25 protein-coding genes and 1 pseudogene are annotated in these 25,665 nt (G+C 68.3%); 12 read left to right on the top strand and 14 right to left on the bottom strand.

From position 1 onward, the window contains the following. Window positions 1-56: 56 nt before the first annotated feature. A complete protein-coding gene (locus tag Q9G87_RS31600) occupies window positions 57-1,127 on the bottom strand; it encodes a BMP family lipoprotein (RefSeq protein WP_305920171.1) in 1,071 nt (356 codons plus the stop codon). 277 nt (window positions 1,128-1,404) lie between these two features. Between Q9G87_RS31600 and Q9G87_RS31595 the strand changes: the two genes are divergently transcribed. Then, on the top strand, window positions 1,405-3,285 hold the full coding sequence (locus Q9G87_RS31595) for a Xaa-Pro dipeptidyl-peptidase (RefSeq protein ID WP_305920170.1): 1,881 nt from the start codon (window positions 1,405-1,407) through the stop codon (window positions 3,283-3,285). Here Q9G87_RS31595 and Q9G87_RS31590 read toward each other — a convergent pair. After that, window positions 3,266-4,489, bottom strand: a complete 1,224-nt coding sequence (locus tag Q9G87_RS31590) for a M20 family metallopeptidase (protein WP_305920169.1) — start codon at window positions 4,487-4,489, stop codon at window positions 3,266-3,268. The genes Q9G87_RS31595 and Q9G87_RS31590 overlap by 20 nt on opposite strands. A 494-nt stretch (window positions 4,490-4,983) precedes the next feature. Here Q9G87_RS31590 and Q9G87_RS31585 point away from each other — a divergent pair, with 494 nt between their 5' ends. After that, window positions 4,984-6,375 carry a peptide ligase PGM1-related protein gene (locus tag Q9G87_RS31585; RefSeq protein WP_305920168.1) on the top strand — a complete coding sequence of 464 codons (1,392 nt, stop codon included), beginning with the start codon at window positions 4,984-4,986 and terminating at the stop codon, window positions 6,373-6,375. Here the strand turns inward: Q9G87_RS31585 and Q9G87_RS31580 are convergent. Continuing rightward, on the bottom strand, window positions 6,347-6,556 hold the full coding sequence (locus Q9G87_RS31580) for an SCO4848 family membrane protein (RefSeq protein ID WP_305920167.1): 210 nt from the start codon (window positions 6,554-6,556) through the stop codon (window positions 6,347-6,349). The genes Q9G87_RS31585 and Q9G87_RS31580 overlap by 29 nt on opposite strands. A gap of 104 nt (window positions 6,557-6,660) precedes the next feature. Here Q9G87_RS31580 and Q9G87_RS31575 point away from each other — a divergent pair, with 104 nt between their 5' ends. Then, complete coding sequence (locus Q9G87_RS31575; protein WP_305920166.1) at window positions 6,661-7,761, top strand: D-alanyl-D-alanine carboxypeptidase family protein; 1,101 nt, start codon at window positions 6,661-6,663, stop codon at window positions 7,759-7,761. On the opposite strand, the gene Q9G87_RS31570 is transcribed toward Q9G87_RS31575, so the two are convergent. Both Q9G87_RS31570 and Q9G87_RS31565 read right to left on the bottom strand, forming a co-directional pair. Further along, complete coding sequence (locus Q9G87_RS31570; protein WP_305920165.1) at window positions 7,750-8,694, bottom strand: YihY/virulence factor BrkB family protein; 945 nt, start codon at window positions 8,692-8,694, stop codon at window positions 7,750-7,752. The two genes, Q9G87_RS31575 and Q9G87_RS31570, sit on opposite strands and share 12 nt — an antisense overlap. A 42-nt stretch (window positions 8,695-8,736) precedes the next feature. Beyond that, window positions 8,737-9,999 (bottom strand): amidohydrolase family protein, encoded by a 1,263-nt coding sequence (locus Q9G87_RS31565; RefSeq protein WP_305920164.1) that lies wholly within the window; start codon window positions 9,997-9,999, stop codon window positions 8,737-8,739. Window positions 10,000-10,059: 60 nt separating this feature from the next. Between Q9G87_RS31565 and Q9G87_RS31560 the strand changes: the two genes are divergently transcribed. Next, window positions 10,060-10,566, top strand: a complete 507-nt coding sequence (locus Q9G87_RS31560; RefSeq protein ID WP_305920163.1) for a MarR family winged helix-turn-helix transcriptional regulator — start codon at window positions 10,060-10,062, stop codon at window positions 10,564-10,566. On the opposite strand, the gene Q9G87_RS31555 is transcribed toward Q9G87_RS31560, so the two are convergent. Then, window positions 10,563-11,426, bottom strand: a complete 864-nt coding sequence (locus tag Q9G87_RS31555; RefSeq protein ID WP_305920162.1) for a haloalkane dehalogenase — start codon at window positions 11,424-11,426, stop codon at window positions 10,563-10,565. The genes Q9G87_RS31560 and Q9G87_RS31555 overlap by 4 nt on opposite strands. A 90-nt stretch (window positions 11,427-11,516) precedes the next feature. On the opposite strand from Q9G87_RS31555, the gene Q9G87_RS31550 reads away from it, so the two are divergent. The 3 genes from Q9G87_RS31550 to Q9G87_RS31540 all read left to right on the top strand — a co-directional run bounded on the left by Q9G87_RS31550 (window position 11,517) and on the right by Q9G87_RS31540 (window position 13,543). After that, entirely contained in the window at window positions 11,517-11,987 is a 471-nt protein-coding gene (locus Q9G87_RS31550; RefSeq protein ID WP_305920161.1) for a MarR family winged helix-turn-helix transcriptional regulator, read from the top strand. 81 nt (window positions 11,988-12,068) lie between these two features. Then, window positions 12,069-13,259 carry a helix-turn-helix domain-containing protein gene (locus tag Q9G87_RS31545; RefSeq protein WP_305920160.1) on the top strand — a complete coding sequence of 397 codons (1,191 nt, stop codon included), beginning with the start codon at window positions 12,069-12,071 and terminating at the stop codon, window positions 13,257-13,259. Between the two features lie 89 nt (window positions 13,260-13,348). After that, window positions 13,349-13,543 carry a hypothetical protein gene (locus Q9G87_RS31540; RefSeq protein ID WP_305920159.1) on the top strand — a complete coding sequence of 65 codons (195 nt, stop codon included), beginning with the start codon at window positions 13,349-13,351 and terminating at the stop codon, window positions 13,541-13,543. Between the two features lie 42 nt (window positions 13,544-13,585). Here Q9G87_RS31540 and trpS read toward each other — a convergent pair whose 3' ends face one another. Both trpS and Q9G87_RS31530 read right to left on the bottom strand, forming a co-directional pair. Beyond that, a complete protein-coding gene (trpS, locus tag Q9G87_RS31535; RefSeq protein WP_305920158.1) occupies window positions 13,586-14,590 on the bottom strand; it encodes a tryptophan--tRNA ligase in 1,005 nt (334 codons plus the stop codon). 14 nt (window positions 14,591-14,604) lie between these two features. After that, window positions 14,605-15,918, bottom strand: a complete 1,314-nt coding sequence (locus Q9G87_RS31530) for a hemolysin family protein (RefSeq protein ID WP_305920157.1) — start codon at window positions 15,916-15,918, stop codon at window positions 14,605-14,607. Between the two features lie 86 nt (window positions 15,919-16,004). On the opposite strand from Q9G87_RS31530, the gene galE reads away from it, so the two are divergent. Beyond that, window positions 16,005-16,952 (top strand): UDP-glucose 4-epimerase GalE, encoded by a 948-nt coding sequence (galE, locus tag Q9G87_RS31525; RefSeq protein ID WP_305920156.1) that lies wholly within the window; start codon window positions 16,005-16,007, stop codon window positions 16,950-16,952. Between the two features lie 274 nt (window positions 16,953-17,226). On the opposite strand, the gene Q9G87_RS31520 is transcribed toward galE, so the two are convergent. Beyond that, window positions 17,227-18,213 carry a malate dehydrogenase gene (locus Q9G87_RS31520; RefSeq protein WP_305920155.1) on the bottom strand — a complete coding sequence of 329 codons (987 nt, stop codon included), beginning with the start codon at window positions 18,211-18,213 and terminating at the stop codon, window positions 17,227-17,229. Window positions 18,214-18,268: 55 nt separating this feature from the next. Next, complete coding sequence (locus tag Q9G87_RS31515) at window positions 18,269-20,239, bottom strand: serine/threonine-protein kinase (RefSeq protein WP_305920154.1); 1,971 nt, start codon at window positions 20,237-20,239, stop codon at window positions 18,269-18,271. 170 nt (window positions 20,240-20,409) lie between these two features. On the opposite strand from Q9G87_RS31515, the pseudogene Q9G87_RS60840 reads away from it, so the two are divergent. Both Q9G87_RS60840 and Q9G87_RS60835 read left to right on the top strand, forming a co-directional pair. Continuing rightward, window positions 20,410-20,724 (top strand): annotated as a pseudogene (locus Q9G87_RS60840) (saccharopine dehydrogenase NADP-binding domain-containing protein); the annotation flags it as partial. A 211-nt stretch (window positions 20,725-20,935) separates the two neighbouring features. After that, window positions 20,936-21,541, top strand: coding sequence for a saccharopine dehydrogenase family protein (locus tag Q9G87_RS60835; RefSeq protein ID WP_371825857.1), 606 nt, complete (start codon window positions 20,936-20,938; stop codon window positions 21,539-21,541). On the opposite strand, the gene Q9G87_RS31505 is transcribed toward Q9G87_RS60835, so the two are convergent. The 4 genes from Q9G87_RS31505 to Q9G87_RS31490 all read right to left on the bottom strand — a co-directional run bounded on the left by Q9G87_RS31505 (window position 21,538) and on the right by Q9G87_RS31490 (window position 24,814). Beyond that, window positions 21,538-22,566 (bottom strand): polysaccharide deacetylase family protein, encoded by a 1,029-nt coding sequence (locus Q9G87_RS31505; RefSeq protein ID WP_305920153.1) that lies wholly within the window; start codon window positions 22,564-22,566, stop codon window positions 21,538-21,540. The genes Q9G87_RS60835 and Q9G87_RS31505 overlap by 4 nt on opposite strands. A 196-nt stretch (window positions 22,567-22,762) precedes the next feature. Next, window positions 22,763-23,119, bottom strand: coding sequence for a YciI family protein (locus Q9G87_RS31500; protein ID WP_305920152.1), 357 nt, complete (start codon window positions 23,117-23,119; stop codon window positions 22,763-22,765). A gap of 241 nt (window positions 23,120-23,360) precedes the next feature. Next, a complete protein-coding gene (locus tag Q9G87_RS31495) occupies window positions 23,361-23,792 on the bottom strand; it encodes a hypothetical protein (protein ID WP_305920151.1) in 432 nt (143 codons plus the stop codon). A 362-nt stretch (window positions 23,793-24,154) separates the two neighbouring features. Then, window positions 24,155-24,814 carry a hypothetical protein gene (locus Q9G87_RS31490; RefSeq protein ID WP_305920150.1) on the bottom strand — a complete coding sequence of 220 codons (660 nt, stop codon included), beginning with the start codon at window positions 24,812-24,814 and terminating at the stop codon, window positions 24,155-24,157. Between Q9G87_RS31490 and Q9G87_RS31485 the strand changes: the two genes are divergently transcribed. Both Q9G87_RS31485 and Q9G87_RS31480 read left to right on the top strand, forming a co-directional pair. Continuing rightward, window positions 24,813-25,043, top strand: a complete 231-nt coding sequence (locus Q9G87_RS31485; protein ID WP_305920149.1) for a hypothetical protein — start codon at window positions 24,813-24,815, stop codon at window positions 25,041-25,043. The genes Q9G87_RS31490 and Q9G87_RS31485 overlap by 2 nt on opposite strands. A gap of 84 nt (window positions 25,044-25,127) precedes the next feature. After that, complete coding sequence (locus tag Q9G87_RS31480) at window positions 25,128-25,607, top strand: peptidase inhibitor family I36 protein (protein ID WP_305920148.1); 480 nt, start codon at window positions 25,128-25,130, stop codon at window positions 25,605-25,607. Window positions 25,608-25,665: the final 58 nt, after the last annotated feature.

Raw genomic sequence — 25,665 nt, 5'->3', positions numbered from 1 at the left:
GGCAGAAGGCCCGAAGTATCCGGACTCCGGGCCCTCTGTCAATGGTCCTACCCAGGTTACGGCTTAGCCGGAACCGTAATTTTGCCGTCGACGATGTCCTGCTTGGCAGCGTCGAGCTTGTCCTTGATGTCGTCGATCTCGCCACCGGTGGTGGCCAGGCCCACGCCGTCGACCTTGAGGTCGTAGATGACGTTCGTGCCGCCCTTGGCGCCGCCCTGGAAGGCCTTGATGAACTCGAACACGCCGACGTCGACGCGCTTGAGCATCGAGGTCATGATGACCGGCTGCAGGTCGGCCTCCTTGACCGTCTGGCGCTGGTCGGAGTCGACGCCGATGGCCTTCTTCTTGGCCGCGGCCGCCGCCTGGAACACGCCGAGGCCGGAGTCGCCGGAGGCGTGGTAGACGATGTCCGCGCCGTCCTGGTACATCTTGTCGGCCGCGACCTTGCCCTTGTCGGGGGCCTTGAAGCCGGAGAAGTCACCGTCGGGGGTGAGGTACTTGATGTCGATCTTGATGTCCGACTTGACCGACTTGGCCCCGGCCACGAAACCGGCCTCGAACTTCTTGATCAGGTCGTTCTCGACGCCGCCGACGAAGCCGAGGTGGCCGCTCTCCGACTTGGTCGCCGCGGCGACGCCCGCCAGGTAGGAGCCCTGCTCCTCGGCGAACAGCAGGCCGGTCACGTTGGCCGCGTTCGAGGCGGAGTCCACGACCGCGAACTGAATGTCCGGGTACTCCTCGGCGGCCTTCTTGATGTCCTCGCCGTAGGCGAAGCCGACACCGATGATCGGGTTGTAGCCGGCGTCGGCGAGCTGGCGCAGCAGGTCACCACGGTTGGAACCGTCGGCGGCCGGGCTCAGCTCCTTGATCTCCGCCTGGAGTTCCGTCTTGGCCTTCTCCAGGCCGGCGTACGCCGCGTCGTTGAAGGACTTGTCACCACGTCCGCCGATGTCGAACGCCAGTCCCACCTTGAGCGCACTCTTCGGCGCCTCGCTGCTGGCCGCGCCGGTCGGCGCCTCGCTGGCCGTCGTGGAGCCCCCACCACCGCCGCCACATGCGGCCGCTGCCATGAGCATGACGCCGGCTACCGAACCGAGCGCCATCCTGTTGAATCGCTTGCCGAGCAAGGCGACTCCCTTCCATCTCCCCGCCGTCGAACTTCATCGCAGGCGCGAAGAAACGTACGGCACCTGCACGGAAGATAGTTGCTTGACCAGGGCAGACCAAACCGGCACACAGGGTCGCAACTACTCCGTTATCGACCTCAGTCGCGTCTGTGACCTGAAACCCCCAAGAGAGGCGTACAGAAGATTTGCCCGACTTTGGGGATGAATCACCTCTTGCCCTGGGCCCGATCATGACAGAGATTCCCACAGACGGTGGAATTTTCCGATCGGAGCCCGCATGCACCCTAGGAAGGCACTGGCCGTGCCACTGGCCGCGATCCTCATCGCGGCCATGACCGGCACCACGCCTGCCGCAGCCGACACCCCCGCCTTAAAGATCGAGAACAACGCCACCCAGCCCGTCTTCTCCCGGGCGGACGCCATCAAGCAGACGGTGTTCGTCGAGGTCGCCGGGACCGACAGCGACAACGACGGCGCACCGGACCGTGTCGCGGTGGACATCCTGCGCCCCAAGGAGACCGACCAGGGACTCAAGGTCCCGGTGATCATGGAGGCCAGTCCGTACTACGCCGGCGGCAACGACGTCGCCAACCACCCCGTGGACGTGGACGAGAACGGCAACCCCCTCCCCACGCTCAGAGCACTCGCCAACAAGCTGGCCGCCGAGCCGTTCGACGGCTACTACGACAATTATTTCCTGCCCCGCGGCTACGCCATCGCTCTGGTGGAAAACCTCGGCAGCGGCCGCGCCACCGGCTGCCCGACCTCCGGCGACCGCAACGAGACGGCCGGCCCGAAGGCCGCGATCGACTGGCTGAACGGCCGCGCCAAGGGCTTCGACGCCGACGGCAACCCGGTCGAGGCCACCTGGTCGACCGGCAAGGTCGGCATGATCGGCGTCTCCTACAACGGCACGCTCCCGAACGCGGTCGCCGCGACCGGCGTCGAGGGCCTGGAGACGATCGTGCCGATCGCCGCGATCTCCAGCTGGTACGACTACTACCGCGCCAACGGCGGCGTCCTGGCCCCCGGCGGCTTCCAGGGCGAGGACCTGGACGTGCTCGCGAAATACGTGCTGACCAGGGAGAACGGCCAGGAGGCCTGCGGCGCGCTGATGGACCAGATCACCGCCACCCAGGACCGGATCACCGGCGACTACAGCCCCGTCTGGGACGCCCGCAACTACATGAACGACGTCGGCAAGGTCAAGGCCAGCGTCTTCGTCGTGCACGGGCTCAACGACTGGAACGTCAAGACCAAGCAGTTCGCGCAGTGGTGGTACGCCCTGGCCAAGCGGCACGTGCCGCGCAAGATCTGGCTGCACCAGGGCACCCACATGAACCCCTTCAGCCTGCGCACGGTCGAGTGGCTGCGCCAGCTGCACGGCTGGTTCGACCACTGGTTGTACGGCATCGACTCGGGCATCATGCGCGAGCCGCAGGCCGACGTCGAGCACGCGGCCGGCCAGTGGGCCCAGCACAGGTCGTGGCCGCTGCCCGGCGCCACCCCCGTCCCCCTCCACCTGGGCTCCGGCCAGCGGCTGAGCCTGACCCCGCAGCCGTTGCCTGCCAAGGAGTCCTTCATCGACCAGAAGGCCAGGACCGCCGAGCAGCTCGTCGAGGCCACCGGTTCCGACCCGAACCGGCTGGCGTACACCACCGGCGAGCTCCCCGCCGACGTGCGGATCTCCGGCACGCCGACGGTGTCGGTACGGGCCTCGTTCAAGAACGGGGCGTCACCGTATCTGACGGCGTTGCTGGTGGACTACGGCACGGACGTCCGCCCGAACGGCTCGTTGCTCTCGACCGGCCAGACCTACTGCTACGGGCAGGGCGTCCCGGGTGACACGGGCTGCACCACGCTCAGGGTGCTCGGCACGGCCACCACGCCGTACAAGATCGTCACCCGGGGCTGGCTGGACGTGCGCAACCGGCACCGCCAGGACCGGACCGAACCGCTCAGGCCGGGCAAGGAATACACCTTCACCTGGGACTTCCAGCCGACGGACTACGTGTTCAAGAAGGGCCACCGGCTGGGCCTGGTGATCATCTCGACCGACTACGACTACACCCTGCGGTATCCGCCGGGCACCGAGATCACGGTGTCGCCGGGACACTCGTCCCTGCGGCTGCCGCTGGTCACGCCAGCGCGCTGGTGATCGAGTCGAGCGGTCCGACCTCCCAGAGGGCGGTCAGCGCGGTGGCGGCCATGATCCGCACCCCCATCGCGATCGCCCTCTCGTCCACGTCGAACGTGCCCTGGTGGATGTCGTAGGTCACGCCGCCCGGTGAGCGGGTGCCCAGACGGGCGAACGCGCCGGGAATCGACTCGAGGTACCAAGCGAAGTCCTCGCCGCCGAGCGACTGCTGGGTCGGGATCACCGCACCCGCGCCCAGCACACGCTCGGCGGCCTCGGCCAGCATCTCGACGCTGACCTCGTCGTTGACCACCGGAGGCACGCCGCGCTTGTAGTCCATCTCGGCCTCGATGCCGTAGGCGCCGGCCACCGACTCCAGCAGGGACTTGATCAGGTCGGGGGCGGCGTGCCAGGCGTTCTCGTCGAGGCAGCGCACGGTGCCTTCGGCGATGCCGTCGTCGGGGATCGCATTGGCCGCCGTGCCGGCCTCGACCCGGCCCCAGACGAGGCTGAGCGAGGAACGCGGGTCGACGCGGCGCGACAGGGCGGCGGGCAGCTCGGTAAGGATCTTGGCGAGGGCGAAGACCAGGTCGGCGGTCAGGTGCGGGCGCGCGGTGTGGCCGCCGGGTCCCGAGACCCGGATGCTCAGCTTGTCGCAGGCCGAGGTGATCGGGCCCGGCCTGAGCCCGACCTGGCCGACGTCGACGCGCGGGTCGCAGTGCAGGCCGAAGATGCGGTCGACGCCGCTGATGCCACCGTGCGCCATGACCTCGAGCGCGCCGCCCGGCAGCTCCTCGGCGGGCTGGAAGATCAGCCTGACCCGGCCGGGCAGGAGGCCGGCGGCGGCCTGCTGGGCGAGGAAGAGCGAGGTGCCGAGCAGCACAGCGGTGTGCACGTCATGGCCGCAGGCGTGGCAGGCGCCGCCCACGTTCGAGCGGTAGGACACGTCCTTCTCGTCGTGCAGCGGCAGCGCGTCGATGTCCGCGCGCAGCGCGACGGTCGGGCCGTCTCCGCTGCCCACGTCGCAGATGAGGCCGGTGCCCCGGGGAAGCACCGAAGGCGTCAGCCCGGCGGCGGTGAGCCGCTCGGCGATCCGCTGTGTCGTGCGATATTCGGCGAAGGCCAGCTCAGGATGCATGTGGAGGTCGCGGCGGAATGCCACGAGATCCTGCTCGGTCTCCGCCAGGAACGCGTCGAGTTCGCCCCGAAGCTCACGTCCCCGCATATGTCACCATCCCGTCCATGCCGCGCGCCCCAATATGTCTGACCACCGCGGCTCATGCGCTGTGAAAGCTCGTCCTTCCGCCGTGGCCACCCGGTCGAGCGGCCGCTCGGCGAATCAAAAAACACACCCGCTGGTTCGGGTGCGCGAGATCGTCAGCATGGGCTTTGCGCTCGTCAGTCGCGAGTGCCGCTGCAGCCCGGGTGCACAGCGGTCGGCCGTGTGCCCGATGGCGATGCTTCGACTCTATCGCCCGCGCGCGAGTTCCTGCCGACAGATACACCAAAAGTTAGCCGACGGCACGCCCGTAACCTCGGGTGGTGACGCTAGGTGAACGTCAGCCTGATCCGGAAATAGTCACAAGGGATCATTAGATGGTGACCCGATGCCGCCTGTTCCAAACGTGGTCGGCGATTCCGAATCCTGTCACCTTCTGTCATGGTCATCACACTTCGGCGGTGGCTGCATTTGAGAAGAATGCGTGTTTCACTCGCAATATGATCACTAATATCCCGTTCGGGGAGAAGTATGCCGGGTTGAGCATCTTCGAGCCGAGTGAGGGGACCCTGGTGGTCGTGCCCTCGCTCTCCCTTCCGCAGGACGAGCTCCGCCGCATCACGGCGGCCAGGTCCTACGAGCAGCGCCTGCTGTTCCTGCTGCTGACGCTCCGCGAACCCGGGGTAAAGGTGGTCTACCTCTCCTCCGCGCCGATTGATCCCGACATCATCGACTACTACTTCGCCTTCCTGCCCGATCCGGATGACGCCGCCAAGCGGCTCACGTTGATCACGCTCGACGATCCCTGGTCTCAGCCGTTGACCAGGAGCGTGCTCGAGCGCCCGGATGTGATCGAGCAGCTGCGGTCGGAGATCAACGGTGACGCATGGATCGTGCCGTTCGTCCTCAGCGAGCTCGAGGAGGAGCTGGCGTCGTTACTCAACGTGCCCCTCTACGGTCCGGCCACCTCTTTCGCCTATTACGGCTCCAAGAGCGGCGGACGCGAGTTGGGCCACGAGGCGGGCGTGCCGATGGCGCGCGGCTTCGGCGACCTGCGGACCTCGCTGGAGATCGAGGAGGCGATCGAGGCGCTGCCGGGCGAACGGGTGATCGTCAAGCTGAACGACGCCTACTCCGGGCTGGGCAACGCGATCGTCACCAAGACCGACAGGTCGCTGACCAGTTTCGCGATGGCGGGCGAGAGCTGGGACACGTTCTCCGTGAAGATCAGGGACCGCGGGGCGGTGGTCGAGGAGTACATCGAGCACCGGCCGCTCTACTACCCCAGCGCGCTGGCCTGCATCACGCCGGGCGGCCACGCGCAGGTGCTGGCCACGCATGACCAGGTGCTCGGCGGCGCCAACGGCCACGTCTACCAGGGCTGCACGTTCCCAGCCGCGCCCGAGTATCGCGCCGAGGTGGGCGCCTCGGCCGAGCGGATCGCCGGCGTGCTGGCCGAGCGGGGCGTGGTGGGAGTCTTCGGGATGGACTTCTTCGCGCTGAAGGCCGACGCCGGATACGCGGCGCTGCTGTGCGAGATCAACCTGCGCATCGGCGGCACGACGCATCCGTTCGGCGCGGCCGTGCTGACGACCGGGGCCGCGTACGATCCCGCGACCGGCCTGCTCATGGCCGGCGACCAGCCGAAGTATTACACCGCGACCGACAACTGCGCCTCCTCCTGCCTGCGCGGGCGCACCCCGGGCGAGGTCGTGCGCACGGCCGACCGGCTCGGCATCGGGTTCGACGCCGAACGGCGCACCGGCAACGTCTTCCACTTGCTCGGGGCCGTTCCCGAGCATGGGAAGCTGGGCTTCACCTCGATAGGCGACTCGCGAGAGGAGGCCGACGAGCTGCACGCGCTTACCCGGCGTCTCCTCTGCGGTTCCTGAGTCCCCGCCAGCCGATGGCGGCCAGCACGAGGGCGAGGATGATGTTCACCGCGATCAAGATGCCGTGAACGACATAAAAGCTGGTTGGATGCCCGTCCTGCAGGTTAAACCCGAGATTCACCCACTCGAAGACCATGAACGCGCCGAGCGCGATCAGGAATCCGGCGATCTTTCGTGACATTAGTGCCTCTCTGGTATCGAAGGTGGATCTTCGGGGGATGTGTCGCCACATGGGCATTCACACGAAGCTACGCTGAGACCGCCATGTGGACAAAAATCGTGCCGGTGACGGCACTCATCGCCTCGGTCTCGCTCACCGGCGGGACCGCATATGCCGCACCGACGACACCCGTCGGTGGCGAGGCGCTGGGCAGCCGCGGACTGGTGGCGCCCCAAGGCGTCAAGAAGCCACCCAAGACCAAGGCTACTTCGTACGTCATCGCGGACGTGGGCACGGGCCAGGTGCTCGCGGCCAAGGACGCCCACGGGCGTTACCTGCCGGCCAGCACGCTGAAGACGCTGACCGCGCTCACGCTCATCCCCAAGCTCGACAAGAACCGCAAGATCCGGCCCAGCCAGAACGCCTGCAACCAGGAGGGCAGCGCGGTCGGTCTGACGCCGAAGACGACGTACAAGGTCGAGGACCTGTTCAGGGCATTGATGATGTCGTCGGGCAACGACGCGGCCATGGCCCTGGCGGAGACGAACGGCGGCCTCGCGAAGACGATGGCGGACATGAACGCCGAGGCCAAGCGGCTGCAGGCGTACGACACCGTGGCCAAGACGCCGAGCGGCCTGGACAAGCCCGGGCAGAGCAGCTCGGCCTACGACCTGGCGCTCATCGCCCGCGCCGGCCTGGCCAACCCCGATTTCACCCGCTACATCAGCACGAAGGTCGCGAACTTCCCGGCGCCCAAGGGCAAGCACTACCAGATCAGCAACCACAACAAGCTGCTCTGGCGCTACAACGGCATGGTCGGCGTCAAGAACGGCTGGACCACGAAGGCACAGGCCAGCTTCGTCGGCGCGGCCACCCGCGGCGGCCACACGATCGTGGTGAGCATCATGCGGCACGAGGGCGGCTTCTGGGACGAGGTGGCCTCGCTGCTCGACTGGGGTTTCTCGGTCAGGGGCAAGGCCGCGCCGGTCGGGCAGCTGGTCGACCCGCTCCCCGCGGGCCTGACCGCGCCGCAGCAGCAGGTGTCCGCGCCGCCGGCCACGCAGGTCACCCCGGCTCCGCAGCCGCCGCTGCTGGACACGGCCGCACGCAACCAGGACGCCTCCACCAAGACGGTCGGGTCGGTGGTGATCGGCGGAGGGCTGTTGTTCGGGCTGATCTACCTCTGGTACGGCATCCGCCGCAAGCGCTCCAGATCACGCTTCTGACGTCGGCGGCGGCGTCGGGGACGGCGGCGGGCAGAGTCCCGCCGTCGCCGTCCACGCGGCGACATAGAGCACGAGCCTGGCGGAGAAGTTGATCCAGACCAGCAGGCCCACGATGACGGCGAACGTGCCGTAGACCGGGTTGCCCAGCGTCTGCCCCAGCAGCAGCGTGGCGAGTTGCTTGAGCACGCCGAAGCCCATCGCGCCCAGCAACGCACCCCTGGCGATCACGCGGAACGGCTGGGTCAGCCTGGCCACCCAGCCGAGCAGAATCAGGAACAACAACCAGTCGGCGCCCACGCTCGCCGCCACCCCGGCCAGCCGCAACCCGGTGGTGGCCAGGGCGGACTCGCTGCCGAACAGGAATTCCAGCACGTTGTCCGTGGCCGTGGTGGCGAACCCGGCCACCAGCACCGAGGAGATCATCGTCACGCCGATCATGGCGATCGAGGCCAGATCGCGGAGCTTGCCCAGGAAGAAATTGAGCGGCGGCTCTGTGGTCATGGACATCTCGCGCAGCGCCCCGCGCAGCGCGTCCATCGCGCCGAGCCCGGCGTAGAGAAGGCCGAGCAGGCCGATGATCCCGGCGGTCGCCTTGGCCGTGGAGATGGCGTCGAGGTCCAGCTGGCCGGCGATCCCCGGCAGCCGCTCGACGATCGCCGCCTCCAGCGCCTCCCTGGTCGTCTCGCTGGTCGCCACCACGAGCCCGAGCACCGCGTACGACAGCGCCATCAGCGGGAAGAACGACAGGAACGCGAAGTAGGTGACCGCGCCCGCCAGCCGGTCGCCGAACTGCACCTGGTAGCGCTGCACGGCCCTGATGAGATGATCGAACGACAGCCTGCGGACCCGCCAGTCATCCACCTTGCCGCGGCCCCAGGCCTTGACCTTGCCGATCCTCTCCGTCAGGCCCGCCATCACACCCTCCCTGCTCATGGCCTCACTCCGTGAGGCGGGCGACGGCGCTCCCTCGCGGGATCACCTCACAACCGCGCCCGCGGACTCCCGCAGGGAGGCGAGGACCGCCGTCAGGTCGTGGTGGAGCAACTGCCCACCTCGCTTGACGACACGCCCCGCGACCAGCACCGTGTCGACGGAACTTGTGTCGGCGTTCAGCACGATAGCGCCGATCGGGTCGTGGGCGGCGGCCATGCCGAGCCGGTCGGTACGCAACAGCACCAGGTCCGCCTGCTTGCCGGGCCGCAGCGAACCGATCACGCCGTCCATGCCGAGCACCTGGGCGCCCTCGATGGTGGCCATGCGCAGCGCGTCGCGGGTGGTGAAGCCGAGTCCGGCGCCGTCTGGGCGGCCGCGTTCGAGCAGGTGGATCGTCCGCATCAGGGAGAACATGTCGCCTGGCGAGCAGACCACGGTGTCGGCGCCGAGCCCGGTCGGTACGCCTGCCGCCCTGGCCCGCCCGGTGGCCGGGTAGCCGATTCCCAGGTTCATCTCGTCCACCGGCGCGAGCGAGACGCTGCCGCCGCTGGCGGCGATGCGCTTGAACTCCTCATCGGTGTAGTGCAGGGCGTGCACGAACGTCGTCGGGGTGTCGAGCAGCCCGTTCGCCTCCAGGAAAGCCAGCCCGGCGCTCTCCGGGCTGTTTCCGAGATGGCAGGTGACCGGAAGGCCGAGCTCTTTGGCCAGCCGCCACTCCACCAGCGCACGCTCCTCCCCCGCGATCTCCGGCCCCAGGGCGGCGAGGGCCATCGTGACCAGGCCGTCCGGCAGTTGCTCTCGCACCCGCCGGGTCTCGCTCGCGAGACCGCCGGGCTCGCCTCCATGGCAGTAGCCGAACACCGCCCTGATGCCGGATTCGCGGAGCGCCTGGAGCGCCGCCTCGGTATGGCCGGGGCTGAACTGGATGTGCGACCAGTCGAGCAGCGTGGTGATGCCCGCGTCGAGGCACTCCAGCGCGCCCCCGAGGTTGCCGGCGTAGACGTCCTCGGGTCTGTGGCGGGGCGCGAGCTCACCGATGACGCGCCGCATGTAGCCGGGGAAGTCGACGTCGGGCGCGGCGGCCCTGATTGCGGCCTGCCAGGTGTGCCGGTGGGTGTCGACGAAGCCGGGGAGCACGAACCGCCCGGCCGCGTCGATCACCTCGGCGCCGGGGACGTCCGGCAGGCCGGGGCCCACCTCGGCGATGGCGCCGTCCTCGATCCGCACGTCGGCGCGGCCGAGGACGACGGGCTCAGGCTCGGTGTCGATGACGACGCCATTCTTGATCAACATGGTAGTTGTCATGTTGGAAAGCTTAAACAGAAGCTTTTAGAAAAGCAATCTCGCGCTAGGTATCCTCAAGGCGTGAAACCGGATGAGATCGACGCGCTGACACCCCTCTGGAAAGAGGTGGGCATGTCGTCGTCGCTCATCGCCACGCTCGAGTTCGGCAAGCGGATAACCCGGCTCCACCTGCTGTTCGAGCAGGCGATCAAGGTGGAGCTGGCGGAGCTGGGGCTGACCTACGCCGAGTTCGACGTGCTGATGGCGCTGAACCGGGCGGCGCCTCCGTACCGGATGAAGCCGAGCGAGCTGTCGAAGGCGCTGTTCCTCACCTCGGGCGGCATCAGCAACGTGCTGCAGCGGCTGACGGCGGCGGGATACGTGGAGCGCGAGGCCAACGCGGGGGACGCGCGCAGCCGCTGGGTGCAGTTGACGGACGAGGGACGGCGGGTGGCCGAGGCGGGCCTGGAGGCCTCGGCCCGGGCGTACACGGACGTGACCGCCGGGATTCCGGAGGAGACGGTGCGACGGGCGGCGGACGCGCTCCGCGAGGTCCTGGCCCCGATGAGCCGCCGCCGCTACCGCTAGCCCAGATCGTGCCGGCCGGCCCAGGCCGAGATCGCCGCGGCGATGACCTCGGCCCGGTCCTCCGCCGCGTGGTGCCCGGCCGGACCGCCGTGCTCCGTCTCCAGGGCGGCGATGTTCTCCGCGCACCAGGCTGCCATCCGCGGCGTGATCAGCAGGGTCGGCGAGGAGTCGAAGGTGAGCAACAGCTTGGGCACGTCACCGCTGGCCCCCAGCCATTTGAGGTAGCCCTGGATGCGCTCCGCCACGTCGGCCGGCTCGCCGTCGAGCGGCAGCGAACGTGACCACTCCAGCAACGGCCGCCGGCTCTCGCGCGTCGGGTACGGCGCCAGGTAGGGCGCCTTCTCCTCATCACTCAAGGGCGTCAGCACCCCTCCCGTGAACGCGGTGTCCACGAGGAAGTTCTGATCGAGCACCAGCGACTCCCCCTCCGGGCCGCGGATGGCCTCGGCGCGGGCGCGCGGCCTGTCACCGAGCTCGTCCCAGCTCATCCCCCGCAGGATGGTTTCGAAGAACGCCACGCCCCGCACTCGATCCGGGTGACGGGAGGCCCAGTCGAAGGCGAGCGAGCCACCCCAGTCGTGGCCGACGAGCACCACGTCGCGCAGCTCGAGCGCGTCGAACCAGGCGTCGAGGTAGCGGGCGTGGTCGGCGAACCGGTAGGGGATGTCGGGCTTGCCCGAGCGGCCCATGCCGATGAGGTCCGGAGCGAGCAGGCGGCGCCCGGCGCCGGCCACTCCCGGCAGCACGTTCCGCCACGCGTGGGAGGAGGCCGGGTTTCCGTGCAGGAAGACGAAGGGGATGCCGTCGCCCGAGTCTTCGTAGGCGATGGTCGAGTCGAGCACGTCGATCGTCTTGAACATGACGCCTCTTTCGTTTGTCTGGCTAACGTTTATGTCACTAACGCAACGTACATCGTTAGTCCCACTAACGCAAGCGATATGATCGGCGGCATGACCTGGGACGCCATGGACGACCACCAACCCTCCGCCCGGCTGCGGCGCCTGCCCAGCCGCATGTTGGCGATGATCGCCATGCAGGCCGACCGGCTCGTGAGCGAAGGGCTGGCCCAAATGGACGCCCGCAAGTGGCACTACGCGGCGCTAGTGGCGCTGAACGAGTCCGGGCCGGTCAGCCAGGCTGAGCTGAGCAGGCGCACCGGCATCTACCGCAGCGACCTGGTCTCCGTGCTCAATGAGCTGGCCGAACGCGGCTTCGTCGAGCGCGCGCCCGACCCCGCCGACCGCCGCCGCAACGTCATAACCGTCACCGAGCGGGGCCGCGGGCACTTGAAGCGCCTCGACAAGCTCATCACCGAGCTACAGGACGACGTGCTCGCGCCCTTGACCCGACCGGAACGCGAGCAGCTGACCGACCTCCTGGCCCGCGTTCTGGAGCATCATTCGCGTTCTCGCGCCTCCTGAGCTGCGCGGAAACCAGGGCAGGGCACGGTCTGGAGCCCTAACCTGTGGGGTGCTGAACCGAGCCAGGAGGCGCCCACACCCATGACCGAAATAAGCACCGGGCAGATGGTCAGACTCCAGCGCGAGCGGCGGGGCATGAGCACCACCGCGCTGGCGACCCAGGCCGGATGCACTCCCCGGCACATCGAGCTGATCGAGCACGGCAAGCGCACACCCTCACTGCCCCTCCTGCGGGAGATCGCCAAGGTGCTGGGCGTACGCACCGCGGTGCTCTTAGGAGAGACCCCGCGCGACTCCCACGAGCCGAGCCGGCCGCAGATCAGCGACATCGAGCGCGCGTTGTTCACCTGCCGCTCGTCGGCGCCCGACCTCGAGCCGCCCGACGCCGAGCAGCTGTCGGAGCGGGTCGCGGACGCGCGCACCTCCTGGTTCACCTCGACGCGCCGCTACTCGATCCTGATGGCGGCGCTGCCGTCCCTGGTGACCGACGCCGAGAGCCTGGCGGCCGAGCGCACGCCGCGGTCCTGCGGAGTCGCGGCGGACGCGTACCTTCTGGCCAGGGGTGTGCTCAAGCACCTGCAGCGGGTGGACCTCTCGCATCTCGCGGCGGACCGGGCCATGCGCTTCGCGGAGGAGTCCGAGGACCCGCTGATGATCGCGTGGGCGTACTGGAGTCTCGGGCAGTCGATGTTGTCGGACGACATGCACCAGATCGCGTACGAGCTCGGGCGGCGCGGCATCGAGCTCATCGAGCCGCACGTCGCCGACGGCGATCAGCGCCACGTCAAGGCGCTCGGCGCGCTGCACCTGCTCGCCGCCGTCGGCGAGGCCCGCTCCGGCGACGACGACCGGGCCAGGGAACGGCTACGCGGGCCCGCGACGCACCTCGCCGAACGCGTGCAGGACTCGGCGAACGTCTACGATCTGGCCTTCTTCGGACCCGCCAACGTCGCCATCCACATGGCCGGCATCGAGAGCGACGTCGGCCGGCCCGAAGACGTGCTGCGCATCGCCGACGACATCGACCTGCGCCACACCCCCTCCATCGAGCGGCGAGCCACCCATCTCGGCCACGTCGCCCGTGCCTGCGAGGACGTGGGCGACGACGCGGCGAGCCTGCTGCACCTGCTGCGCATCGAGCGCGAAAGCCCTGAGGAGCTCGACCACAAGCTGCTGCTGAGGGAGATGGTCCGGTCGCTGGCGCGGCGGGCCCGGCCCTCGTGGGCGCCGGAGGTTCGCCATCTCGCCGAACGCCACGGCATCCTCAACTGAATCGCGAACTAAGAGTTCGGACTTTGCGAACGGGGAGATCTGTCGCTCGAGTTCGTCACGGAACGACACGTCAATGACACGCTGCGTTCATGACCACAGCGCCGAGTGCCGATTTCGTCATGGCACGACTACAGCAGGAAGCCGTGCGTGAGTTTCCCGGGTGGGCCTTCGAACGGGATCGTTCCGGCTGGACCGCCGTTCACGGCGACATCCGGTTCACCAGGCCCACCTTGGCCGCCCTCCGCGCGATTCTGCGCGTCCACCGGGCGACGCGGCGTCGCTAAGGGCGGGCCGCGGAGCCCCGAGCGCCGTGGAGGTCCGAGGTGTCAGAGCTTGGGGAGGAAGCCGACCCGGTCGCGGACCGCGGCCATGGTCTGCCTGGCCACCGCCGACGCACGCTCCGCCCCCAGGGCCAGCAGCTGGTCCAGCTCCTTCTCGTCCGACAGCAGCTTCTCCGTGCGCTCCCTGATCGGCGTGAACGTCTCCACGACCGCCTCGGCGACGTCCTTCTTGAACGTGCCGTATCCCTGCCCCGCATAGCGGGCGACGAGCTCAGGGATCGGCGTGCCGGTCAGCGCGGACTGGATCCGGAGCAGGTTGGAGATGCCGGGCTTGTCGTCCTCGTCGAACAGGACCTCCGTGCCCGCGTCCGTGACCGCTCGCATGATCTTCTTCTTCAGCGGGCCCGGCTGCTCCAGGACGTCCAGGATTCCGGCCGGGCTCGACGACGACTTCGACATCTTCGACGTCGGGTCCTGCAGGTCGGTGATCTTCTCGACTTCCTTGAGGATGTAGGGCTCCGGCAGCGTGAACGTGTCACCGAAGCGGTGGTTGAAACGCTGCCCCAGGTCGCGGGTCAGCTCCAGGTGCTGCTTCTGGTCGGCGCCCACCGGCACGGCGTTGGCCTGGTAGAGCAGGATGTCGGCGGCCTGCAGGATCGGGTAGGTGAACAGGCCGACGCTGGCCGCGCTCTCCCCGAACTTGGCGGACTTGTCCTTGAACTGCGTCATCCTGCCCGCCTCGCCCATGCCGGTGAGGCAGATCAGGACCCAGGCGAGCTCGGTGTGCTCGCGTACGTGCGACTGCACAAAGACCGTGGAACGCTCCGGGTCGAGGCCCGCGGCGAAGAGCTGTGCGGCGGCCACGCGGCTGCGGCGGCGCAGGGCGGCGGGCTCAGTCGGCACGGTGATCGCGTGGAGATCGACCACGCAGTAGAAGGCGTCGTGGGTCTCCTGCAGGGTGACCCACTGGCGAACGGCACCCAGGTAGTTGCCCAGGTGGAAAGAGTCCGCGGTGGGCTGGATGCCGGAGAGTACACGAGGTCTGGCCATAGCACGCAATTGTGTCAGGAATCCTGGTCGGGCGGCGACTCGACGACCGCTCGGCGCTTCACCCTCACCCGGGCGACACGGCGGCCGTCGAGCTCGGTGACGGTCAGCTCGAATCCCGAGGCCTCCACGCGTTCCCCGAGGACGGGCACGTGGCCCAGCATGGCCATCACGAACCCGCCCAGCGTCTCGTAGGGGCCGTCGGGAAGCCTGATGCCGGTCTCGGTGGCGAAGTCGTTGAGGTTCGTCAGGCCGTCGATCTCGATCTCGCCGGCGGGCAGGACGACGACGTCCTCTTCGATGTCGTACTCGTCCCTGATGTCGCCGATCAGCTCCTCGACCAGGTCCTCCATGGTGACGATGCCGGCGGTGCCGCCGTATTCGTCCACCACGATCGCCAGGTGCTGGCCCTCGTCGCGCATCTCGTTCAGCGTGGTCAGCAGGCGTTTGGAGGCGGGCACGAACTTGGCGGGGCGGATGGGCACGACCGCGCTGATGGGCTCGGTGCGGCCGGCGAGCTCGGGATCGAGGATGTCACGCACGTGGACGAAGCCGATGACCTCGTCGTACGACTCGCGGTAGACCGGGAATCGGGAGTGCGGCAGCCTGGCGACCTCGCGCGCCGCGTCGACCAGCGGCGTGTCGGCCTCCATGAACTCCACCTCCGTGCGCGGCAGCATCACCTCCCTGAGCTGCCGTTTCCCCGCGGCGAACACCTCGCCGATCAGCTTGCGCTCATCGGCGGTCAGGTCGGTGTGCCCGACCACCATGTCGCGCAGCTCCTCGGTGGTGACCTCCTCCCTGTCGGCCTTCGGATTGCCGCCGAGCAGCCTGACCACGCCGTCGGTGGACTTCGACAACATCCAGATGATCGGGCGCGACAGGTGGGCGATCCAGTCCAGGAACGGCGCCACGACCAATGACAGGCCCTCGGCCCGCTGCAGGGCCAGCCGCTTGGGGGCGAGCTCGCCGAGCACGAGCGACACGTACGAGATCGCCAGCGTGACCAGCACGAGCGCGAGCACGGGCGACACGGCCGCGGGCACCCGCCACGTCTCGAGGACGGGCACCAGCTGCGCCGCCAGGCGGTCGGCGCCGAACGCGGCCGACAACATGGTGGCCACGGTGACGCCGATCTGCACGGCGGACAGGAACCGGTTGGGGTCCTGAGTGAGTTTGGCCACGCGTTCGCCCCGGCGGCCGAGTGCGGCGAGCTTGCGGACCTGGCTCTCCCTGAGGGAGACGATCGCCATTTCGGCCGCGGCGAAGAAGCCCCCGATCAAAATGAAGAGCAGAACCAGGGCGATGTTGGCCGCGACGGTGTCAAACATGGTGGTTGGCAGCGTACTCGTGTGGTTTCCAGCGTATGCTGAACGGCAAGCCATACAAAATCAAACATATTTGAACAGGAGCCAACATGAGACTGCTGGTCACCGGAGGGGCCGGATATGTCGGCAGCGTCGTCGCGGCGCAGCTCGTCGAGGCGGGACACGAGGTGACCGTGCTCGACGACCTGTCAACCGGACATGAGGACGCGGTGCCGGAGGGCGCCCGTTTCGTCCGGGCGGAGATCGCCGACGCAGGCGATGTGCTCGACGGCATGGACGCGGTGCTGCACTTCGCGGCCAAGTCGCTGGTGGGCGAGTCGGTGCAGAAGCCGGGGCTCTACTGGGACAACAACCTCGGCGGCACGCTGGCGCTGCTCGAGGCCATGCGGGACACGGGTGTGGGCAAGATCGTCTTCTCCTCGACCGCGGCCACGTACGGCGAGCCCGAGCGCTCCCCGATCCAGGAGGACGACCCGACGCGCCCGACCAACCCGTACGGCGCCTCCAAGCTGGCCGTGGACACCGCGTTGAGCGCGTACGCGCGCATCCGCGGACTGGGCGCGGTGAGCCTGCGCTACTTCAACGTGGCCGGCGCCTACGGCCGCTACCGCGAGCGGCACGCCATCGAGACCCACCTCATCCCGAACGTGCTGAAGGTCGCCACCGGCGAGCGCGCCTCGGTGAGCGTGTTCGGCACCGACTACCCGACGCCGGACGGGACCTGCGTGCGCGACTACATCCACGTGACCGACCTGTCGCGGGCGCACCTGCTGGCGCTGGAGTCGATCACGCCGGGCGAGCACAAGATCTACAACCTGGGCAGCGGCACCGGATTCAGCGTGCAGGAGGTGATCTCGGTCTGCCGCGAGGTCACCGGCCACGAGATCCCCGCCGAGGTGGGCGAGCGCCGGGCCGGCGACCCCGCCGTGCTGGTGGCCTCGTCCGCGAAGATCCAGCGCGAGCTGGGCTGGAAGGCGGAGCGGCCGGCGCTGCGCGACATCGTCTCCGACGCATGGGACGCGCTTTCCGGCAAATGAGCCGTTCAGGCGAAACGGGCCATTCACCGAAAAGAGTCATGCCGCAGCCAAATATGTGCTGTGATACCGAAACGTGAGGAGCTTTTCACCAAGGGTCACGAAGCTGATCTTCGGTGCCCTCGTGGCGATGGGCAGCCTCCTTGCCGCCGCGGGTGTCATCTTCACGACGCCGCAGCCCGATCCTGCCGTGCAACCCACGTCCTGCCCCATGCAGAGCGGCGTGAGTCCATGAGAAAGCCCCCCGCACCGGGCGAGGGGCTTTCGCGCAGGGCCGTCAGATGAGGCCGAGCTCCTTCACGGCGGTGCGCTCCTCCTCCAGCTCACGGACGCTGGCGTCGATCCGCTCGCGGGAGAAGGCGTCGATCTCGAGGCCCTGGATGATCTCGAACGTGCCGTTCGCCGCGCGGACGGGGAACGACGAGATGAGGCCCTCGGGCACCCCGTAGGAGCCGTCGGAGACGACGGCGGCCGAGGTCCAGTCGGTGCCGTTGACCCAGTCGTAGACGTGGTCGACCGCGGCGTTGGCGGCCGAGGCGGCCGAGGAGGCGCCGCGCGCCTCGATGATGGCGGCGCCGCGCTTGGCCACCGTCGGGATGAACGTCTCCTTCAGCCACTCCGCGTCGACCTGCTCGGCCGCGACCTTGCCGCCGACCTCGGCGTGGAACAGGTCGGGGTATTGCGTCGCGGAGTGGTTGCCCCAGATCGTCATCTTCTTGATCTCGGTGACCGGGACCTGGAGCTTGGCGGCGAGCTGCGACAGCGCGCGGTTGTGGTCGAGCCTCGTCATCGCGGTGAAGCGGTCGGCCGGCACGTCGGGCGCGTGCTGCTGGGCGATGAGCGCGTTGGTGTTGGCGGGGTTGCCCACGACCAGGACCCTGATGTCGTCGGCGGCGTGGTCGTTGATCGCCTTGCCCTGAGGGCCGAAGATGCCGCCGTTGGCGCCGAGCAGGTCGCCGCGCTCCATGCCGGCCTTGCGCGGCATGGCGCCGACGAGCATGCCGACGTTGGCCCCGTTGAAGGCGACGTTGGGGTCGTCGGTGATCTCGATGCCGGACAGCAGCGGGAACGCGCAGTCGTCCAGCTCCATCGCGGTGCCCTCGGCCGCCTTCAGGGCCGGGGTGATCTCCAGCAGGCTCAGCTTGACCGGCACGTCGGCGCCGAGCAGCTGCCCCGACGCGATGCGGAACAGCAGTGCGTAGCCGATCTGGCCGGCGGCTCCGGTGACGGTCACCTTGACGGGCGCAGTGGCTGACGACGCCATGGCCTTTCCCCTAACTCGCAGCAGGATTGTTGACGTTCGGGATGTTACTCCCTCGTCATCGGCAGGTTTCCATCGCGGGTTGCTCCAGCTCCGGTTTGAAGTCAACCTTGCCGAAATACTTGGCGATGAGCTGCTTGAGCTGGCCGCTGCTGTAGAGGTCGGCGATGATGCCGTTCACCGCCTTGCAGGTCTTCGCATCGCCGTTCCTGACGCCCACGGCGTAGCGCTCGTTGCTCAGCTTGGCGCCGAGGATTTTGTAGCGATGGTTCTCCCGGTTGGCGAAGCCGGCCAGGATGAGGTCCTCGCCGGGGATCGCGTCCACCTCGCCGCTCCTGAGCTTGTCCATGCAGATGGCCATGTCGGCGGCGGGCACGGGCTTGACCTTCACCCGGTCCTGGACATCGCCGACGGTCGGGCTGTTGGGGGCGCAGATCCTCTTGTTCTCGAGGTCCTCGAGCGCGTCGATGCCGCTGCCGGCCAGGACCATGACGTCGCGGTGCGCCACGTAGTAGGGGCCCGCGAACTCGGTCGGGCCCTTGTCGACCGCGAAGGTGGCGACGACGAGATCCATCCTGCCTTCGGCCAGCCCCAACGGCCGGTCGTCCCGGCTGACTCTGACGAACTGCGTTTCCGTGGCGCCTAACCCTGCGGCGATGCGTTTGGCGATCTCGATGTCGAAACCCTGGAAGTCGTCGCCGTCCTGCAGTCCGATGCCGGGCAGGTCGCCCTTCACGCCGATCACGATCTTCCCGGTCTGCGCGACCTTGTCCGCCACCGAGGCGAACGAGCGCGTGGGCTCCTGGGTCGGTTCGGGCTCCTCATCGAACGCGGGCGGCGACCAGCCGTTGAGCGCCAGTGCGAGCGCCGCGGCGGCGACCAGCACGAGCGCGGTGCCGAAGGCGATCCACACCTTGGCACGGCGGCGCCGCGGCGGCCCTGACGGCTCGGTCGTCGGGTTCGGCGCCCGCCCGGCGTCCGGTGGCGCGGATCCGCCTCCATAACCGCCGGGCATCACCGACACGGCCCTCTGCCCCGTCACGGCCCCCGGGCCTGAAACGGGTGCTTCCTCCTGAGCCGCAGGGCCGGGCTGGGACGGCACCAGCGAAGCGGAGCCCCTGTCAGTGATCGATCCGGCCGACACCCTCATGAACGGCGTGGTGTCGTCGCTGGCGACCTGCACGCCCCGGGTCAGTACGGCCGTGGACGCCCCCACCCCGGTCGACTGCCCGAGCAGCCGCAGCAGGATCTGGTCGGCCGACGGCCGCTCCACGGCCGCCTTGGCCAGCGCGGAGCCGACCACGCTGCGCAGTGGCTCCGGCATCATGCCGACGTCGACCTCATGGTTGAGGATGCGGTTGAGCACGGTGGCGATGGACTTGCCCTCGAACACGGCCTTCCCGGTCGCCGCGAACGCGATGGTCGCGCCCCAGGAGAACACGTCGGTGTAAGGACCGATGTCGTCCCCGGCGATCTGCTCCGGCGCCATGTAGGCGGGCGTGCCGATGGCCCGGCTGGTGATCGTGCCCGTGGAGTCGATGATCCGGGCGATGCCGAAGTCCACCACCCGCGGCCCGTCGGCGGCGATCAGCACATTGTCGGGCTTGAAGTCCCTGTGCACGATGTGCGCGTGGTGGATGGCGGTGAGCGCGGTCGCGGTGCCGATCGCGAGCCGGTCGAGCGCCGTGCCGGTGAGCGGCCCGTCGGTATCGACGATGTCTCTGAGCGACCGGCCGTCGATATATTCACTGGCGATGTACGGCGTGTCGCCGTCGAGATCGGCCTCGATCACCCTGGCTGTGCAGAACGACGCCACCCGCTGCGCCGCCTTCAACTCCCTGGCGAAACGCGACCTCGCGATCGTGTCACCGCTGAACTTCACGTGCAGCAACTTGATGGCGGCGCGCTCGCCCTCGTCGTTGACGCCCAGGTAGACGATGCCCTGACCACCCTCCCCGACCCGTCCGGACAGCCGGAATGACCCCAGGTGAGTGGGATCACCGGCCATCAACGGCGAGATCTGCGGCATTCGTCATCCCCACGTTTACATCAACCCCAACGACGCAAACTTTACGACGCTCAGCAACCTCTCAGGGTTTCGTTAACCGTTCGTGAGGTCACAAATTGCCTCCCCTGTCAGAGCCGGAAGTCAAGTGGCGCCCCTTGCGCGCGCGGCCGATCACGGGGAGGCTCGAGATCATGGACCGTCCCTACGACATCGTGCTCTTCGGCGCGAGCGGGTTCACCGGCGCGCTCACGGCCGCCTATCTCGCCGGGGCCGCGCCTCCCGGCACGCGGTGGGCGCTGGCCGGACGCGACCGCGCCAAGCTGGAGCGGCTCGGGCTCGACGTGCCGGTCCTCATCGCCGACGCCGCCGACCCGGCCGCGCTGGCCGAGGTCGCCCGCCAGACGCGGGTCCTGGTCACCACGGTGGGCCCGTACGTCACCCACGGCGAGGCGCTGGTCGCCGCCTGCGCCGAGGCCGGAACCCACTACCTGGATCTGACGGGCGAGCCCGAGTTCGTGGACCGGACCTACCTGCGCCACCACGATCAGGCCGCCAGGACCGGCGCCAAGATCGTGCACGCTTGCGGTTTCGACTCGATCCCGTGGGATCTCGGCGTCCTCCACACCGTCAGCCTGCTCCCCGAAGGTGTCCCGCTGGCCGTCAGCGGCTTCCTGCGGGCGAGCATGCGGCCCCTCGGGCGGCACCCTGGCCACCGCCATGACCATGTTCGGCCGCGCCCGTCAGATGGCCGAGGCCGCCGCGCAGCGCCGGGCCGCCGAACCCCGCCCGAAGGGACGCAAGGTGAGCTCGGCCCCCGGCGGCCTGCGGTACGTGGGCGGATGGGCGTTGCCCATGCCCACCATCGATCCGTTCATCGTCGGCTACTCGGCCCGGCTGCTCGACCGCTACGGCCCGGACTTCTCCTACCGCCAGCACTACGCCGTCAGAACGCTCCCGCAGGCAGCGGCGACGGCGGCGGGCGCCGGCGCGTTCGCGGCGCTCGCGATCATCCCGCCGGCACGCCGCCTGATCCAGAGCCGGCTGCGGCCGGGGGAGGGCCCCTCGCCCGAGCGGCGCGCGAAGAGCTGGTTCAAGGTCACGTTCCTGGGCCACGGCGGGGGCGAGCGCGTCGTCACGGAGGTCGCCGGCGGCGACCCCGGATACGGCGAGACCGCCAAGATGCTCGGCGAGTCGGCCCTGTGCCTGGCCTTCGACGAGGTGCCCGACCGCGTGGGACAGCTGACGACGGCCTCGGCCATGGGCCGGCCGCTCATCGACCGCCTACGGCGCGCGGGCATCACCTTCGACAGGCGGGCCGGCTAGTACGGCAGGCTCCACTTGGCGAACGACTTACGCAGGTACGTCCCCTTGAACTTCGGGTACGCCACCGTGCTGGGATCCCCGTCGGACGTATACCGCATGTCCGGGTTGTTCTTCAGCCAGTCCAGCCAGGCCTGCGAGCAGAACTGGGCGCAGTCGCCCTTCTTCTCCATGACCTTGATGCGCGGGATGCCGGCCGGGTCGTACGCCTTGCTGAACGGCGCGGGAGCCGGCGTGTAGCCCGCCAGGAAAGCGCCCTGGTGGTCGTAGTGCTTGCCGCGCATGGCCCAGTCCTTCTTGCGTGGCTGGTTGCCGTACGGCAGGGCGATCGTGGCCGGCTTGACGTAGGACAGCGAGGTGATCTGCTGGCCGATCGTGCCGATCTGCTCCTCGACCTCCTCGTGCGAACGCGTGCGCAGGTCGAAGTGATCGCGCGTGTGGTTGCCGATGTCGAACCCGTTCTCCTTCAGCCAGAGCAGCATCTGGGCCTGCTCCTCCCGGCCGGTCTTGCCGAACATGTCGCGCGTCACGTAGAACGTGGCGACCGGGCGGAAGCCCGGGTTCTTGGCGGCCACGTCCTTCAGGATCGCCACAGCCGTGTCCTTCTGCGGGACCCCCATCTGGTTCAGCGTGAGCTGCGAAGGTGAGGAGTCGTCGAAGGTCAGGACCACAGGATGCTTGCCGGCCGGGATGTCGATCTTGCCGGTCACCATCTCGGCCGCCGTGATCGGCACATAGCCCTCCTTCGCCAGCCGCTCCAGGTCCGCGCGGAACTGCTGCGGCGTGCGGTCGTCGGTCGTGGCCGGCTTCTCCACGACCCGGTGGAACATCAGCACCGGGATCTGCCCCAGTTCGTTCGCCTTCGCCTTGGCTGCGGCCTTGGCCTTGGCGACCTTGTCCACCTTGGCCTTCGCGGCGGTGGTCGCCTTGGCATCCGCCATCTTGGCTGTGTCGGGCTGCGAGTCGCACCCGGTCAGAAGCGCTGCGGCGGCCAGCACCCCCAGCCCACTGGAAATACGCAGTCGCATTCGAACCCCCCGAGACGCGTACGACTGTTACGAGGGGGCTCTTACCCAGGTGATCAACTACGCCACGCCGCCCCCGTGTCAAGAGATGGGAAAGGGCCGCACGTCGGATGACCACGGTCCTCGCCGACGACCTTCCTGAGCGGCAGCTGACGGCCTGCGAAAGGCCCGAAACCCTGGGACTCCTGGCCTGATCAGTTCACGTCACCGGAGGTTCGTGGCATTGGCGGACCTCCACCGGTTCGCCGGCTCCCGCGACGATCTGACGAGCGAGCTCCAGCGCTCTCGTCTCATCCGCGACGTCCACCAACCACCAGCCGGCCAGTGATTGGCTGGGCTCAGCGAACGTGCCGTCCCGCACGGCCACCGCGCCGTCTTCGAGACTGACAACCTTCGCATGCGGCGCGAGTGCCAGCCCTTCATCGGCAAGCAGTTCACCGGACCTCTTCAGCCCTTCGGTGAACTCGATCATGAATTTGATCATTTGCTGGACCCATTCCTGAGACTTGCCGCTCAGGACGGATTCGTCGCCGAACTGCATCAACATGTATTTCATTGCTTCCTTCCGGGGTGAGTACCTGGTCGACTTCGTGCGATGGTGACAGGACCTCCGGCCCGTCCCCTCACAAACGCGTCGATCGCGCACCGCCGGAATCGACATGGCTCCCGAGGCAGCTTTCAGGCGTCATGAAGCGAAGCGGCATTCGTGCAGCTCAGGTCCATGGCACACGCCGTCGGCGCGGGCCCGGAGTCCGGCCAGGATGGGCAGCGATGAAGGACGGCACCGTCTGAGCGCACTACTTCTTCCACGGGGTGCACACCCACCGGCCGACGGAGAAGACGCAGGCGCGGAAGCTGCGGCCGCCCCACTGGTCGACGCCCCCAGCGGTGGCGATGCTGCCACGGCGCTTGGCGTAGCAGCCGTGCCAGGAGCGCCCGCCGGTGTCCGACCAGTCGAGCGTGACCCTGTCCCCGCGCTGGAGCCCGCCGGCCAACGCATAGAAGACGTGCCGTCCCTTGTAGATCCGGTTCCAGGACTTGTCGAGATGGACATACCCGAAGGAGGTCTGGGCGCTTCCCAGGGGTGTAGTCCCGTTCGCGCGCTCGTAACTGATCCGCGGCCCGCAGCTGTAGTCGATGAACCCGGGCCCCACCGCATTCGCCGCACTCGGCACCGCCAGCACCGCGAGCCCTGTGGCGAGCACCGCACCAATCGCTAACTTGCGCATGTTCCCTCCTGAGGTGATCCGTTCCAAGGACCATGCGCCGCCCCGTGTTGAGAATCTGTTGAGCTTCCGTTCAGGCACTCGCGGCCGTACGCAGGCCGCGATCTCTGCGACACCGTACGCCTTCGAGATAGAAGTCCAGCTCAAACACATCAAGGGCCGGATCCCCCGGCCCAACCGCGAGTTCCACCATCGTCACTCCCGACGACTGGCGACGCGTCACGCAACCGTCGGTGGCACGAAACTAGTCATACGGCCAGGTCAGCTGCTCCCCGTACGTACGTGATGCTGGACCGTGCAGTTGCACGGCGCCACCGGTCTACGAGTCATCAGGATGACGCGTGAGAGGCCTCCCGGCCAGACCATCAGCAGGAGGCCACCCGGCATATCTTGGCCAGCATCTTCTTGGCGTCCCGCCGGTATTTGGCGAAGGGCTTCTTCTGCCGCGGTCCACCGTAGTAGATGATCGCGTTGGCCCGACGGACGATCACGTAGGCGTCCCACTGCTCGTCGTCGTCGGTGTTGTAGCCCGTCACCGCCCAGGCCTGGTCGCCCAGGGAGCTGGGATAGAGCTTGCGGTGGAAGACGCCCATCGGCTGGGCCTTGCTGCCCTTGCGCGCGCAGCGGGCGGCTGCGGCCTTCCAGTCGCCCATGACTTTCTTGGCGATCTCCGTGGAGCGATAGACGATCACCTGCTCCTGCGTTCCGTAGTACTCCTGGGAGCTGAAGGTCACCGACCGCACGGCTTTGCGGCCGGTCAGCCCGACCTTGGTACTCAGGCCCGTGGCGACCGCGACGGTGTAGCAGGGGTTGGCCAGGAGCGGCTGGTCGGCTCTGTCGTCGTAGAGCCAGGTCTCCTCATAGTCGTGAACGTCATCAGGGTCGTCACGTGCCATGTCCTCGCGGGCCGTGCGCTCGTAGAGCAGGAAGTTCTTCGGCAGCTTCGTGGCCGTGGCCGCCTGCACGGGCACGCCAGGCGCGAGGCAAATACCGACAAGTCCAACTAACGCGATCTTCTGCAGCATGACCGCTCAGGCTAGCGGGACGACGGCTCGCTATCACGACGGCAACTCGTTATGGCGCGGCACGGCGCCGGTGAGGGACGGGGGCGCGGGCTATCACGAGCACAGCCTCAACGGCCAGCCGCACCCGCGGTGCCCATCTCGACTCGGTTGGGTCGCCGGCCATGGACTGCCCGAACAGCACGCCCGCGGCATGCTCCGCGAGGCGCTGGCGTTCCTGTCCGCGGACTGACCCGAGCCGGGTCAACACGCACTCAACACTGGCTCAACATCGGCCTGCCTATCTTCCTGTTCACCACACGAAGAGGGAGACGAAATGAGTTTCATGAGAGTGGCCGCCATCGTCATCGGCGCCGGTGTCATCGCCGGCGGCGCGCTCCCGGCCCAGGCAGCCTCAAGCAGCGCCCGCGTCGACGCCTACATGGCCGCGTTCCCCGGCGGGACGAAGGTCGGCAACAACGAGATCTCCTGGCACGGCGGCGACGTCCGCGTGGTGCTGGCGGCCACCGCCAAGTCCTGCCCAGCCGGCTACTACTGCGTCTATGAGCACCAGTACTGGCGCGGCGCGATGGGCGCGTGGCGGGCCTCCGCCGCGAATTGCAAGAAGTTCAACTTCACCGCCTACTGGCGGGACAAGGTCTCCTCGTTCTGGGCGCGCGGCGGCTGCGAGACCGCCACCTACTTCCTGAAGAACAAGAAGAAGTGGCAGCCAGATCAGTTCGAGCCCTTCGAGGGCAAGAAGGCCTGGGTCCGGTTCAACGACAGCTACGACTACGCCGCCCGCGGCTACCTTTAAGCGGTCAGAGCTGGACGCTGAACAGCATGACGCCCACAGCAGCAGCCACGGCAAGGCG

It is taken from the genome of Nonomuraea turcica (assembly GCF_030718205.1).
Lineage (GTDB): Bacteria > Actinomycetota > Actinomycetes > Streptosporangiales > Streptosporangiaceae > Nonomuraea.
The sequence above is the reverse complement of the archived record's forward strand: the minus strand, read 5'-3'. Positions and strand labels throughout refer to the sequence as shown.